Source organism: Christiangramia flava JLT2011 (assembly GCF_001951155.1).
GTDB lineage: Bacteria > Bacteroidota > Bacteroidia > Flavobacteriales > Flavobacteriaceae > Christiangramia > Christiangramia flava.
The window spans coordinates 3,398,191-3,412,160 of the sequence record NZ_CP016359.1 but is presented as its reverse complement, the minus strand read 5'-3'; the positions used below and the strand labels follow the sequence as shown (position 1 = coordinate 3,412,160).

Here is a 13,970-nt window from a genome sequence, read left to right as displayed (position 1 = left end):
TTTTTTGATGCTGATACATTTTCAAGAGTTAGAATTAGGGAAGACTTATAAAAAGGAGTATGCGACTGGCTTATGCAGTCTGTACTAACTTCTAAATATTGGTATTTTGCATTACAAAAAAGGTAGGAACAGCAACGGCCGGGAAGGAAATGGAAATGCTGAAATTAAAAAACAACCGGAAGCGAAGTAAATGGATAAATGGAATTCCGATTTAGCGGGCGTCCTTTATTATTTAGTTTATAGAATAAGACTATAGGATGAGCACAAATTACTATATATCGAATACATCAAGAGAAAAATGAAAAGGATGCTCAAGATATCCTAAAGGAAGCTTTTTACCCGACATGGAGCATTTTGCAGAATGAAGCGGTAATGTGCTGACTGATTTACAACCAGAAAATTAATGAGATTAATAGTCACAATCTTTGGCGTTTTTTTTATTCCAAACGAAATACATGGTAATTTTTTTTTGGTTCCTAATTAATTAGTGATTCGACCTAGCTATCTGTTAAAAAGACGTGTTATAGTTTTTAATATTGTTATAACTGGATTAAGAACAATATCTATTAACCATGGAAATGCGAAAATCATAAATTCACTTCTAAAAGGAGAGTATTGGTCTAAACTCCTCTAAGTTTTAAATAGAATTTACAGGCTATATATTCAAAGTATTGTTGATTTGTTCCTTTAAATCAGTGCCATTTTATAATTGTTTCAATTCACTGATAGTTAATGTCAATTTATACACTAAACTAAATACCATAAAATTTAGAGTAGAAACAGATTATCTCCAAGTATTATTTCCGCCATAGTTCTTTATAGTTCCTGATTTGACTCTACATCCATCCTCTGGAAGTACTTTCAATTTTATAAAGTACATAATCCATTAAGGATTCTGCTTTATTTCGATCTATCAGCTCGAAGCTAACATCCCCTCCGGCTGAATGGAAAGTGAGAGTTACGAGATTTTTCTTTCTATACCAGAGCGGTTGCGAAATTGAAACAGCTTGTAGTTTCCAGATTTCCAGGTACTGCTGTTTATTTTCCCATACACCAGAATTTTTTAGAATAAATTCCTCCGAAAAACTTAGGCGCAAAGATCGAAAATATAGAAGTTGATATCCCAAGAGAATAACCGAATAAACTGATATAATGATGATCAACCATTTTAAAGGTAAATTAAGATTGTAAAATTTCGATATAATAGGAATAAGGAGCAAGGGTAGAAATCCTGCACTGATCTTTTTAAAAATAAGTAACTTATTAGGAATGATTTGAGTAACCTGTTTCTTTATTGGATTAACATGCATATATCCAAGGATCTTTGACAAAAGTTCTTGGGAAATACCGGGAATGGTAGTAATACTTTTCTCAGGATCATTCGGGCTGCTTGCCAAAAAAATTTGATCTTTTGGAGATTAAGCCTTTGTTGAAAAGGATTGTTCAAAATTTCAATAGCCTGTACTCTTTTTGCTTTTAAGCTCACCTTTTTATTTTTCCGAAGCCCCATCTCTACCTGTAGTCCTGAGTTGGATTTTTTAAGACGAAGGCCATAATATTTAATGAAGGTGTCCGCCACAGTGACTGTAATTATCGCCAATAGCAGAAGTATAATTTTCCAGACGCTTAAAGGAGAGTCTAAGTTTGGCTCCACCATGATGAATTCGGGAGGGATGAATTTATTTAAGAAAAACTGATCTTTGAGAGTAAGGTAGAAAGTGATCAACAGAAGAAGCCCGCGCAGGTAGTTGCTGATTAACCCGAGCTTTAGAAGCTGGAGAATGTTTAAAGAAAAATGCCAGTCTTCAGCGGCTTTTTCTTCTTTTTCTTCTTGCTAAATGTTTTCTTCCAGCCGGGAATAACTTATAAGAAGTTCTGCAAGTTTCTCTGCCTTTATCCTGGATAAAGCCTTTATTTCCTCCTCTTTTTCTTTGCTCCCCGCAGTATCGATTAAAACACTATAGACACCTATTAATCGCTGCACAAGGTTTCTCCTAAGATTGACCTGCTGGATTTTATTGAAAGGGAGGCTGATAGTTTGAGAATTGAAAACCCCTTTTTGAAGTACAAATTCCTCAGTTCTAGGATTAATTAAAAAAACAAACCTCGAAAAATAAAGGATACTATAAGCTAAAGCTAAAATAAAAATTATAGTAGCCACGATAGCAGCATTAAGGATTGTTTGAGAATCTAATTCGTTCATGAAAAAATAGATCCCCAAAAACCACAAATTCTTAAAAAGAAGATAAAGGCTGTTCCCAAAAACAAGTATCACTCCTATTTTAGACTGCCTCTGTGGCCGATGGAAATTACTGCTATCCATTAGAAGACACCCTTTTTGAGATAGCTTCCTTTAATGCTTCCGCATTTCTCGAAAGAAGTCCAGAAATAGTAATGTCACTGGCTGAACCACCTGCAGAAAAAATTGCCAAAGATGAAATTCCCAAGAATTTGTCCAATAAATCTTTTCTAGCCGAGACATGTTGCACCCTATTGAATGGTACGATTGTTATTTTTTCATGGAGAAAACCTCTTTTAAAAATTATATCTCTTTCTCTTAAAGCATATCCATTTCTTTTCTGTAGCTCAAAATTGCGATAGAATAACCATAAGAAAATCGGTAAGAAAAGAATTGCAGACCAAAGGATTAATATTTTGAATTCTATCATAAGAAAGTATCCTACAATTAAAGCTCCCAAAATTACTAATGCACCAATACCAGTCCGAATATTTAGCTTAATCAGATACTTATGATCGAGCCGATAGAATTCCACTTCAGTAAATCGAGGTAAAGAATTTATATCCAGTTGTTTATTTTCAAATTCTGCCTGGTTTGAGGTCATCGCATTTCAAATTTATTTATTTCTTATTGTTGGATAAAATAACTTGTCAAAGACTGGTATAAAATATAATTTGTACTCATACCTTTAATTCACTTATTCTATTTTTTTCGTACGCAATCTCAATGCATTGGCTATTACTGAAACTGAGCTAAAGCTCATGGCAGCAGCGGCAATCATAGGCGATAGTTACCATAAGCGGAATGGAAATTATATTGGAACCCAGCAAATTTCCTAAGCCAATATCAGAAACACCACGGGCAGCACTTGTAATATTAATTGCCACTTCAGGGCTCGCCGTTACAATAGCAAGGAAAGCTGCTCCTGCAGAAGCCGTAAGCCCCCATTGCTTACGTAACATTTTTAAAGGTGTAAGGAGTTGGTCAGCACCCCAATGAGCAGCCCATGCCGCAAGAACTAATACCCCTACCCATAACCATACATTCATTTTAGTCTTTTTACTATTATACTATCTTCACTTGGAAATCTTTAATATTTTAATCGCCCCACGCATCACAAATGTGAATACAATACCTCCTATAATTAGATCCGGCCATTTACTCTTCAGAAAATAAACCAGAATACCAGCCAATATCACCCCACCATTTACGATAATATCATTTGAAGTAAAAATAGCACTGGCCTGCATATGAGCCTCTTTACTTTTAGCCTTATTGATTAGCCATAATGAAATTAAATTTCCTGCCAGGGCCAGAGAGGAAATAATAATCATCCACTGAAATAAAGGTGTTTCACTACTCATAAGAAACCTGCGTAAGACTTCTACGAATCCCAGAGTAGCTAAAAACATTTGAAAATAGCCGCTGAATTTTGCGACTTTCTTTTTTCTTGAAACAGCACCTCCCACTGCAAATAAGCTTAACGCATATACTATCGAATCTGCTAACATATCAAGTGAGTCGGCGATAAGACCCATTGAAGAAGATATCCAACCGGTGGTCATTTCAATAAGGAAAAAACCAAAATTAATACCCAATACCCACCAAAGGATATTTTTTTGTTTAGTTTCATCTTCTCCAACTGGAACCTCAGCCTTTTCTGATCGTATAAATTTATCGCCCAATTTTAATTCGGAAATCGAGGAATGAATGTCTTCAATCCCTTCCTGATGATATACTTCAAGTTTTCTATTGGGGATATCAAAATCAAGATATTTTATCTGTTCATAAGATTCTAGTTTCATCCTGATCATCTGCTCCTCGGAGGGGCAGTCCATTTGATTGATTATGAAGGTACTTTTGTTCATTTTTTATAAGCTAAAAGTCTTAAGGCATTAAATACTACCAAAAGTGTGGAACCTTCGTGTATAACTACCGCTACTCCAATATTTGCGAAACCAAAAATTGTTGCGGGGATAAGCAAAGCCACAATTCCAAGACTTACCCATAGATTCTGCTTAATAATTGCCTTAGCTTTTCTACTTAATCCAATAGCAAAGGGAAGGGTTTCCAATTTATCGGCCATAAGAGCAATATCAGCGGTTTCTAAGGCAACATCACTTCCCGCAGCACCCATAGCGATTCCTACGGTGCTATTTGCCATGGCAGGCGCATCGTTAACACCATCGCCTACCATTGCTACTTTAGATTCTTTCTTTTTCAGTTTTTTTATAGCCTCTACCTTTTCTTCCGGCAATAAACTACCCCAGGCATCGGTCAATCCAATTTCTTCTGCTACTGCATCTGCTACCTTCTGGTTATCACCGGTAAGCATGATCATTCGTTTAATTCCTATTTCCTTCAATTCAGAAAGGGTCCTTTTTGCTGCCTCCCGGGGGGTATCCATTAAAGCAAGGATGCCTATATATTCTCCATTCTTACGAAGAAGCATCGTGGTGTTTCCACCACCTTCAAGATCTCGTACTTTAGTAGTTATTTCTTCTGATGGAATAGTATCATTTAGTTCTTCGTATAGATCCAAATTACCAACATAGATCTTATCATTTCCCAATGTTGCTTTAATACCTTTTCCTAACACGGCTTCCAGATTGGAGGCATCCGGGATTTCCTCGCCTTCCAGGCGCTCCTTTCCATCACGAACTACTGCTTTGGCCAAGGGATGATCACTCAAACTTTCCACGGCTACTGCTATTTTGAGAAGTTCATTTTCTGAAATATCACCAAGTGGTATTACTTGCGTAAGTTTAGGCTTTCCTTCCGTTAGAGTTCCGGTCTTATCGAAGGCAAGAGCGGTCAATTCTCCAAGATCTTCCAGAGGTCGGCCGCCTTTAATTAATACCCCGCCGCGGGCCGCTCTGGCCACTCCACTCAATACAGCACTTGGGGTCGAGATTGCCAACGCACAGGGACTTGCAGCTACCAGTACCGCCATTGCCCGGTAGAAGCTGGCGCTAAAGGGTTCGTCAATAACAAAAAAAGCGAACAAAAGAATTCCGACCAAAATAAGAACGGATGGCACAAAATATTTTTCGAATTTATCGGTGAGCAACTGGGTAGGCGATTTTTGAGTCTGAGCTTCGTTAACCAGTTTCACCAACCGGGAAAGCGTTGAATCTTTGGCTGCTTTGATAACTTTAATCTCCAAAGTATTGTTCCCATTGATCGTTCCTGCAAAAACGCGGTTTTCATCTTTGATATCATCTACCTCAGAGTAATCCTGCTCAACATTTTCTACGGGAACTTTATCTACCGGTACACTCTCCCCGGTTATTGGAGCCTGGTTTACACTACTCTGCCCGTCTACCACTACGCCATCTGCAGATATTTTACTATTTGGTTTTACGACAATGATATCCCCAATAGTGAGTTTTTCGATACCAACTTCTTCCGTTTTACCATTTTTCTTAACCAAAGCTGTTTTTGGTGCCAATTCTGCCAATGCGGCTATAGATTTGCGTGCTTTGTTCATTGCATAATGCTCCAGGGCATGCCCCAGGCTGAAGAGAAATAATAATAATGCCCCTTCTGCCCATTCTCCCAAAATAGCTGCTCCAATAGCTGCGACCAGCATGAGAAAATCAATTTCAAATCCACCTTTGGCTACGGTTTCCACAGCCTCTTTAGCAGTATAAAATCCTCCAAAGAAATAGGCTCCTATATAAAGTGAAAGACTAACCCATTGCGGAACTGATTCTACAAAGGATAGTCCAAAACCTATTCCTAACAAAACACCACAAGTAATAGCAAAAATAAGCTCTGTATTTTTCCCAAAAATACCTCCATGGGCGTGGGAATGTTCTTCGCCGGCGCCGTGGCTATCAGCCTCTTTATGATTCAGTTCATCCTCATCTTCATGCTGATGTTCCTGGCTCATCTCATTTTCTTTATTTAATTTATCAGAGGTTTTTTCCGAAGATTTAAAGCCATTTTCATGACCAGAAGAAGATTTCTTGACTTGTAGGCTTTCTTTTTCGAGCTTTGTAGTTATCTCATCAAAACTTGTTTCTCGTTTATCATATTCTAAACGGATCATTCCTCCGGCATTGGCGGAAGCTTCCAAAACACCATTGGTATTTAGCAGACTCTTTTCTATAATTCTTGCATGTCGGGTATGTCTAATCCCCTCAACCTCTATAAGAAAATGTCCATATTTCTCGGTAATTTCAGCCCCGGTTCTTTCTGCCAATGATTGAATGCGGTCAATAGAAATAATGTCGGGATCATAATGAAAACACAGTTGTGGCACCGTATCTTCCTGATCGTCTTTTATATGCACTTTATCAAGACCTTCCTTGGCTTCTAATTCCTCAATGAGCCTTTGCACACAGGTATCTTTTTCATTTGGCACCTGAGGTAGCAGTACCGGAATTTTGAGTTGTAATTTTTTCATATCCCTATTGGTTTTAAATCCATCTTTTAACCTCTTCTTTTTCGGTAAGGTCGAAATATTTAACGCCTAATGTGGCCGCACTTATCACTTCTATTGTACTGTCCAGTGCCCATCCTATAAGAGCAGAACTATTGGCAGTTATTCCTGCAATTAGAGATACTATTACTTCAATGGTATCATAAATGACATTCCATATTTGAAGCGTTCTTGCCTTTTTTAAATCGTTTTTTCTTTTTGTTTCCATAAGCTGATTTTGGTAATCACCATACTATATAGTTCCATTTTCACCTCTTTTTTATATGCTTCCTTTCTCTTCAAAAATTAAACACCACTACATTTCTCACATATTCCCTTTACTACCAGGTTTACATTTTCTGCCATATATCCCTCTGGCAGGTTAATATGTGGAATCTTATGATCGGTCAAACAAACAGTTTCATCACAATTATTGCAATGAAAGTGGATATGTAAGTCCTGTTCTACTTCGCAATTACAATCACTTTCACAGAGCGCATATTTTGGTATGCCTGTGCCATCATCTATTTGATGCACAATGTCCTTTGTTTCAAATGTGCGTATTGTTCGAGATAATGTAGCCCGGTCCGCTTTTCCAAAAGCATTTTCAATTTCGGTAAGGGTTACGGCCCTGTCTTTTTTGGCCATAAATTTATAGATCAGGATACGCATGGCTGTTGGCCGAACTTCGTGTGCCTCTAAATTTTTTTCGATATCACTCATTTCCATCATTATTTAATCCAGATCGATTCAAAGATTCTCCGGTTTTTATTCGGAAGGCATCTTCAATATCTGAAAGATAAATAATTCCATCACCGGGTTCAGTTGTTTTTGAATTCTCAAGTATAATATCGATTGCTGATTGTGCTTCTTCATTTTGACATACCAGTTCTAACTTTACCACCGGGCTGTCGGTTACACGGAAATCCAAAGAAGGCGATGCGCCTTTTGCTTTAAATGCTCCGGTACCTTCCCCCTGAGACAGCGTCATACTTTTGAATCCGCTTTCGCTAAGGGATTCTATCACTATTTGAACCCGTTTTGGCTTTATAAATGCTTTTATTTCTTTCATCGCTGTTTTATTAATTCTTTATTAAGGATGAACCCTCTGAAACTTTAATTAAAACAAACATTTTACAGAGAGCCCATCCATCTAAATTTTTAAAATTCTATTTAATGACCATGGGAATTTTGGCTTTTTTGCATTTCAGAGACCAGGTAATAGGCATTGTTATAAGCAACCAAGGTACCTTCCGGAAGTGGCTCCAGCAGTTTAATTTCAATCCATCCATCTTCATTTATCCCAGTTCTTACCTGCACCGGTTTTAATTCCCATTCTGTTTTACCTTCTTCCTGGTGTTTTTGAGCTGTAAAGATGTAAGGATTTCCCTCTTCTTCTATTACTGCATCTTCAGGTAGAGCAGGTACTGCTTCTTCTCCTGTCCTGATTTTGCCTTTGATATACATTCCTGGAATGAGATAATCTTCCTTATTATCTATCTCTGCATGAACATGTACCGCTTTGGGGTTTTGTTCAAATTGCTTCCCTACAGAATATATTTTTCCTGTAAGATTGCTTCCGGGAACTGATTCCAGTGTAAAAGCAATCTTTTGGCCTTCCTCCACCTTATAAATATCCTTTTCAAAAACCATTAGATCGGCATGCACGTGTTCATTATCCACCACCATAAACATGCTGGTTTGCGGTTCTACATATTGGCCAATTTGCACCTTTACTTTTTCTATATAGCCTTCGATAGGGCTTACTACCGGGATATATTCATACAGGTTGCCATTTCTGACTTGAGAGGCACCCAAGTTTAACTGTCTTAATTGGGATTCGTAACCACTTACCTCTCCCTTTACGGACTGAAAATCTGCCTGGGTTTGTTGAAATGACTTTCCTGAACCAACTTCTGCCTCGTATAATCGCTTCTGTCTTGCAAATTCCTTTTCTAAAAACTGCATCCGGTTATAGGCATTGATATAGTCCGTTTGTATTTTTGTCAAATTGGGATGGGATAGATACGCTAGTACCTGACCTTTATTTACCTTATCACCTTCAAGAACTTTTATTGAATTAATATTCCCGCCTAAGACAGCCGTCACGGTAGCTTCGTATTGAGGTGGTACTTCCAATTGCCCGTTCGCTTCTACTATTCCTGATAATGCTTTCTTAGTTAAAGTATCTACTTTGATTCCCAGACTATTGAATTTCATCTCTGAAAGATGCACTGAGCGCATTCCGCCACCTTCTTCTTCATTGTTACCTTCTGTTTCTTTAGAATCCGATGCTTTAGTTTCCTGAGTATTTTTTTCCAAATTAGAATTTTCTTCACACCCCAAAAACAATGTAAGTGATAAGGCAAGCATTAAAATATTTATTGATCTTCTATTCATATCGTTTTTCTTAGGTATTTTTTAATTTGATTTTTCGAGGTAATATTCGAGCTGATAACGACTATCGAGATAATCATCAAAAGCACTCCATGCGTTTATCTCGATTCTAATAGCATTTCTTATATTTTGAAGGAAGGTTACGTAATCTATAGCACCTTCCTTAAATGCCAATACTGATCCTTCTTGTTGCTCCTTAGCCAAGGGAAGCGCTTCATCCCTATAATAATTCCATGAGTTTCTCCATTTTATGAATTCTTCTCGCATATTTTTATAGGCAGTTTCGAGCTCGAGTTTATCCTGGTAAAAATTTTGCTCTGCAATCTGTCTATTTACTTTTGCCTCCTGGGTACGTCCTAATTCAGGTCCAAAAAATAACGGAATTTGGATTCCTATTTGATATTGGAAGAAGCCCGATTGCCCATTAATTTCCTGCCTGGCATACTGTCCCTGAAATTTAGGTAGAAATTCAGATTTTCGTTCTCTGGTAACCGCTTTTGCAACATTCACTCTCTGTCCTGAAACTTCAAGAGCCGGATGCGATTTGAGCGACTCTATCAGAAAGTTTAAAGGTTCATCTAATGCTTCGGAAGGTAAATCTGGCACATCATAGATCGTATCACTAACAAACCATAAATTTAAACGTTGTAATGATCTCAGGTAATCTCTATAAGCTTGTTCTAACTGTATTTTCACCTCATTCCCCTGATTTGAAGTAGCAAGATACTCCAGTTTAGAGGTAGCTTCTGTTTCATACCTGATTCGTGCAGCTCTTTCAATGTCTTCAAAAATTGAATCCATTTTCTTATATACCCGATACCTCTTTTTACTTGTATAAACTGAAGCCCAGGCCCTGCTTACTTCACGTTCCACTTCTAAAGTATTTAGTTCTAAAGCATTTTCAGCAAGTGCCACCCTTTCTTTTTGCAATTTTAACCGAGGGGCAATTCCAAAAACATCTATGCCTTGTTGTTGAACACCAATTTGCGTATAGATCCCATCAGAACCATTTCCTACCTCTTCTTTTCCTGTAAAGATTTGGGTATTCCCAAAATCATAGGCAGTTTTACGCAGTACTTCTTCGCTTTCAATTTCAAGCTGGGCAGCTTTTAGCTGAGGAAAGTTTTTGATGGCTATTTCGCGGGCTTTTTTCAAACTTATGGTCTGTAAAGTATCCTGTTGTGGATATTCAGATGAAACAGCATCAGATTGTGCATTTACGGAAAAGGTCCCGCCTAACATCAAGCCAATTATCAAAATCGTAGCTAAAAATCGCCTATTGGAAGAACCTAATTTATGGTGTTCTTTTTTCTCTCGATTTCTTTCCACGAATGTATATAATACTGGTAATACAACGAGGGTAAGCAGTGTAGCCGTAAGCATACCACCAATAACTACTGTAGCAAGTGGTTGTTGAACTTCTGCACCTGCAGATGTGGAGAATGCCATTGGTAAAAAACCGAAAATATCTGTCGTTGCTGTTAACATAATAGGTCGTATTCGTTCTTTGGTTCCTGTAAAAATTCTATCTTTTATACTGGTTACTCCTTCTTCTTTTAAAGAATTGAATCTATTTATTAGTACCAATCCGTTTAAAACTGCAACTCCAAATAGTACAATGAAGCCTACACCTGCGGAAATGCTAAATGTTAACCAAAGTGCAAAAACACCTCCGATAGCAGCCAATGGTATCGCCATATAGATCATAATGGATTGGGAAAAAGATTTTAAGGCAAAATATAGAAGCACGAAAATCAGGAATAAGGCTATCGGTACCACAATCACTAATCGATCTTTGGCACTCTGAAGGTTTTCGAACTCCCCTCCATAAGTAATATAATAACCGGGTGGCAATTCTAATTCCTCATCTAATTTTTGCTGGATATCGTTCACTACAGACTCTACATCCCTTCCCCGGGCGTTTACACCCACATAGGTTCTTCTGTAGGTATCATCTCTTGAAATTTGCATAGGTCCAGGAACGTATTCAATATCTGCTATTTCTTTGATTGGTACCTGGGTTCCATCTGGAAGGTCGATATACATGCCACGCAAATCATCTATATTCTTTCTATGATCTTCATCAAATCTTACAACTAAATCGAACCGCTTTTCACCTTCAAAAATGACCCCGGCCGTTCCTCCAGCAAAAGCAGTACTTATATAATCATTGACTTTCTGAATATCCAGTCCGTATTGGGCAATTTTATCACGGTTAAATCTAACAGTCATTTGTGGGAGACCGGAGGTTCTTTCAGCATTCACATCACCAGCTCCAGGTACGGTTTGGATAATATTGGCCATTTCCTGTACCTTTTCTGACAATACTTCTAAATCTTCACCATATAACTTTACCGCAATATCTTCTCGAACCCCTTCTAATAACTCATTAAATCTCAATTCTACGGGTTGCGTAAACACTAAATTTACCCCTGTAAGCTCTTCATTTAGTTTTTCCTTGATCAGTTCAATAAGCCCTTCCTTGGTTTCAGAAGATTCCCATTTGTCTTTGTCTTTTTCCAGGATTAGGTACATATCGGCAATATCCATTGGCATGGGATCTGTGGGAATATCAGCTACTCCAATCCTAGCCGTTACCGTTTTAATTTCAGGAAAGTTTTCTAAGAGTATGTTCTCTATTTTTTTAGAAACTTCAATGGACTCTGTTAATGAACTTCCTGGTCTTATTAATGCCTGCATCGCAATATCCCCTTCATCTAATTGAGGCACAAATTCTCCTCCCATTCTCGAAAAGAGGAAACCGGCTATCACAAGTAAAATAGCGGCAGATCCAATAACGATGAGCTTCAATTTTAATGCTCCTTTCAATAAAGGCATGTATACTTTTTGTATTCCGCCAATTATCTTGTCACTTATTTTCTCCAGCCAGCGTTCAAATTTTCCAAACCAGTTCTTTTTATTCTGAATTGGTTTCATGAATAAGGCTGACATCATAGGCACGTAGGTAAGACATAAGAAGATAGCACCTATCATGGCAAAACCAAAGGTGTAAGCCATCGGCTTAAACATTTTACCTTCCACCCCGGTAAGGAAAAGAATGGGTGTAAATACGATAAGAATTATAATTTGTCCAAAAAATGCAGAACCCATCATCGTACTTCCTGCATCATAGGCTACCTCATCCATTTTCGCCTGATTGAATTTTACTTTTCCAGATCTAATCCGTTTTTGTATTTCATATACCGTACCCTCAATTATAATCACTGCACCATCTATTATAATTCCGAAGTCGATTGCCCCCAAACTCATTAGATTGGCCCATACATTGAATTGCTTCATCAATATAAAAGCGAAAAGAAGTGATAATGGAATGGTGGTAGCTGTTATAAGTCCACCTCTTAAACTACCTAGTAATATTACCAGGGCGAAGATCACGATTAAAGCTCCTTCCAGTAAATTTGTTTTAACGGTGTCGGTTGTTCGTGCTATTAATTCACTTCGGTCAATTATCGGTGCTATGGTCAAACCTTCAGGAAGGGACTTCTCGACTTCAGCCATACGATCCTTGACATCCTGAATGACTGCGTTAGGATTCGCACCTTTCAGCATCATGATGATTCCTCCGACGGCTTCCTCCCCATCCTGGGTAAAAGCTCCATAACGTACCTGATTTCCAAACTGAACATTTTCCGCAACATCACCAATCGTTATTGGGATTGCATTTTCCGTGGTAATCGCAATTTTCTTGATATCCTCCAGTGAACGGATTAAGCCCTCACCCCTAATAAAATTTGACATTTTATTTTTCTCGATATAAGCCCCACCGGTATTCACATTGTTCCGTGCCAGCGCCTCATAAACTTCAGAGATACTTATACCCATACTGTTTAATTTCTCTGGGTTAATTGCTACCTCATATTGCTTTATGGAACCACCAAAAGAATTCACTTCCACCACACCTTCCAGTAAAGTTAGTTGCCTTTTCACTATCCAGTCCTGAATAGTTCGCAGTTCCATGGGGGAATATTCAGTTTCGTATCCTTCTTTTGGCTTTATGGTGTATTCATAAATTTGACCCAAGCCAGTTGAAATTGGCCCCATAGCAGGACTTCCAAATTTATCAGGAATGGTCTCTCCTAATTCATTAAGCTTTTCCTGTACTAGTTGACGTGGAAGATAGGTTCCCATATCATCTTTGAAAACAATAGTTACTACCGAAAGGCCAAAGCGTGAGATAGACCGAATTTCTGTAACCCCAGGTAAATTACCCATCGAAAGTTCTACGGGATAGGTTACAAATTGTTCAATATCTTCTGTTGCAAGATTAGGTGATTGGGTGATCACCTGAACCTGATTGTTAGTAATATCTGGTACCGATCCCAGATTTACGGTAGACATGGACCAAATCCCCGTACCTATAAGTGCCAAGGTGAGTAGTCCAATAATAAATTTATTATTAATGGAAAATGAAATGATTCTATTGATCATATAAAAAAATTAATTCAGTTAAACATCTCGATATTCCCTAAGTAGAGAGAGTCGATATACTGGTCTGAAGAAGTTATAGGACTTCAGGACAGGAAAGGATATAACTATCCTTTGAAAACTGAATTAAACTTTTGAAGGATCTAAAAAGGAAAGAATAGGTTCTTCCGCTGAACTGTCAAAATGAGCAAAAGCTTTAGATGGAATTTCCACAATTAAAGGCTCGAAGTGTGAGGAACCAAAATCTACTGTGTGAACATGGCAGCAATGACAACTACAAAAAGGAGGGCATAAATCCACTACTTTATCATGTGAATGGTCGAAATCTAAATCCTGGGCAGCAATCACTGTTACTTCTGAATCAGAATTCAACTGAGAAGTATCATTATCATTACAGGCTAATAAATTAAGTCCGAGTACGTAAAGCGATAATATGAGTGCCATTATTTTCACATTACAAAG

General features: G+C 37.9%; 12 protein-coding genes. All 12 read right to left on the bottom strand.

Annotated features, from left to right (window positions below):
- Positions 1–836: 836 nt before the first annotated feature.
- Complete coding sequence (locus tag GRFL_RS18395; RefSeq protein WP_083645403.1) at positions 837–1,310, bottom strand: PH domain-containing protein; 474 nt, start codon at positions 1,308–1,310, stop codon at positions 837–839.
- Positions 1,311–1,834: 524 nt separating this feature from the next.
- Positions 1,835–2,203, bottom strand: coding sequence for a PH domain-containing protein (locus GRFL_RS15155; RefSeq protein ID WP_158091613.1), 369 nt, complete (start codon positions 2,201–2,203; stop codon positions 1,835–1,837).
- 112 nt (positions 2,204–2,315) lie between these two features.
- Positions 2,316–2,843, bottom strand: a complete 528-nt coding sequence (locus GRFL_RS15150; RefSeq protein ID WP_026934549.1) for a PH domain-containing protein — start codon at positions 2,841–2,843, stop codon at positions 2,316–2,318.
- Between the two features lie 148 nt (positions 2,844–2,991).
- Complete coding sequence (locus tag GRFL_RS15145; protein WP_026934550.1) at positions 2,992–3,288, bottom strand: hypothetical protein; 297 nt, start codon at positions 3,286–3,288, stop codon at positions 2,992–2,994.
- A 27-nt stretch (positions 3,289–3,315) separates the two neighbouring features.
- Positions 3,316–4,107: a cation efflux transmembrane domain-containing protein gene (locus tag GRFL_RS15140; protein WP_026934551.1), complete on the bottom strand. Its 792-nt coding sequence runs from the start codon at positions 4,105–4,107 to the stop codon at positions 3,316–3,318.
- Positions 4,104–6,650, bottom strand: coding sequence for a heavy metal translocating P-type ATPase (locus tag GRFL_RS15135; RefSeq protein ID WP_026934552.1), 2,547 nt, complete (start codon positions 6,648–6,650; stop codon positions 4,104–4,106). Before GRFL_RS15135 ends, GRFL_RS15140 begins: the two co-directional genes overlap by 4 nt.
- Before the next feature lie 13 nt (positions 6,651–6,663).
- On the bottom strand, positions 6,664–6,894 hold the full coding sequence (locus GRFL_RS15130) for a hypothetical protein (protein WP_026934553.1): 231 nt from the start codon (positions 6,892–6,894) through the stop codon (positions 6,664–6,666).
- A 77-nt stretch (positions 6,895–6,971) separates the two neighbouring features.
- The gene (locus tag GRFL_RS15125) at positions 6,972–7,388 is read right to left on the bottom strand and encodes a Fur family transcriptional regulator (RefSeq protein WP_026934554.1); all 417 of its coding nucleotides are present in this window, start codon (positions 7,386–7,388) and stop codon (positions 6,972–6,974) included.
- Positions 7,381–7,737: a P-II family nitrogen regulator gene (locus GRFL_RS15120; RefSeq protein ID WP_037321283.1), complete on the bottom strand. Its 357-nt coding sequence runs from the start codon at positions 7,735–7,737 to the stop codon at positions 7,381–7,383. Before GRFL_RS15120 ends, GRFL_RS15125 begins: the two co-directional genes overlap by 8 nt.
- 101 nt (positions 7,738–7,838) lie before the next feature.
- Positions 7,839–8,987, bottom strand: coding sequence for an efflux RND transporter periplasmic adaptor subunit (locus GRFL_RS15115; RefSeq protein ID WP_423738271.1), 1,149 nt, complete (start codon positions 8,985–8,987; stop codon positions 7,839–7,841).
- A gap of 99 nt (positions 8,988–9,086) precedes the next feature.
- Positions 9,087–13,511, bottom strand: a complete 4,425-nt coding sequence (locus GRFL_RS15110) for a CusA/CzcA family heavy metal efflux RND transporter (protein ID WP_083645399.1) — start codon at positions 13,509–13,511, stop codon at positions 9,087–9,089.
- Between the two features lie 123 nt (positions 13,512–13,634).
- A complete protein-coding gene (locus GRFL_RS15105) occupies positions 13,635–13,952 on the bottom strand; it encodes a DUF6660 family protein (RefSeq protein ID WP_236995811.1) in 318 nt (105 codons plus the stop codon).
- Positions 13,953–13,970 lie beyond the last annotated feature (18 nt).

Bases quoted from the DNA above. Each gene is read 5' to 3' on its own strand.
- GRFL_RS18395 (WP_083645403.1), bottom strand. From the start codon at position 1,310: ATGCATGTTAATCCAATAAAGAAACAGGTTACTCAAATCATTCCTAAT.
- GRFL_RS15155 (WP_158091613.1), bottom strand. From the start codon at position 2,203: ATGAACGAATTAGATTCTCAAACAATCCTTAATGCTGCTATCGTGGCT.
- GRFL_RS15150 (WP_026934549.1), bottom strand. From the start codon at position 2,843: ATGACCTCAAACCAGGCAGAATTTGAAAATAAACAACTGGATATAAAT.
- GRFL_RS15145 (WP_026934550.1), bottom strand. From the start codon at position 3,288: ATGAATGTATGGTTATGGGTAGGGGTATTAGTTCTTGCGGCATGGGCT.
- GRFL_RS15140 (WP_026934551.1), bottom strand. From the start codon at position 4,107: ATGAACAAAAGTACCTTCATAATCAATCAAATGGACTGCCCCTCCGAG.
- GRFL_RS15135 (WP_026934552.1), bottom strand. From the start codon at position 6,650: ATGAAAAAATTACAACTCAAAATTCCGGTACTGCTACCTCAGGTGCCA.
- GRFL_RS15130 (WP_026934553.1), bottom strand. From the start codon at position 6,894: ATGGAAACAAAAAGAAAAAACGATTTAAAAAAGGCAAGAACGCTTCAA.
- GRFL_RS15125 (WP_026934554.1), bottom strand. From the start codon at position 7,388: ATGAGTGATATCGAAAAAAATTTAGAGGCACACGAAGTTCGGCCAACA.
- GRFL_RS15120 (WP_037321283.1), bottom strand. From the start codon at position 7,737: ATGAAAGAAATAAAAGCATTTATAAAGCCAAAACGGGTTCAAATAGTG.
- GRFL_RS15110 (WP_083645399.1), bottom strand. From the start codon at position 13,511: ATGATCAATAGAATCATTTCATTTTCCATTAATAATAAATTTATTATT.
- GRFL_RS15105 (WP_236995811.1), bottom strand. From the start codon at position 13,952: ATGGCACTCATATTATCGCTTTACGTACTCGGACTTAATTTATTAGCC.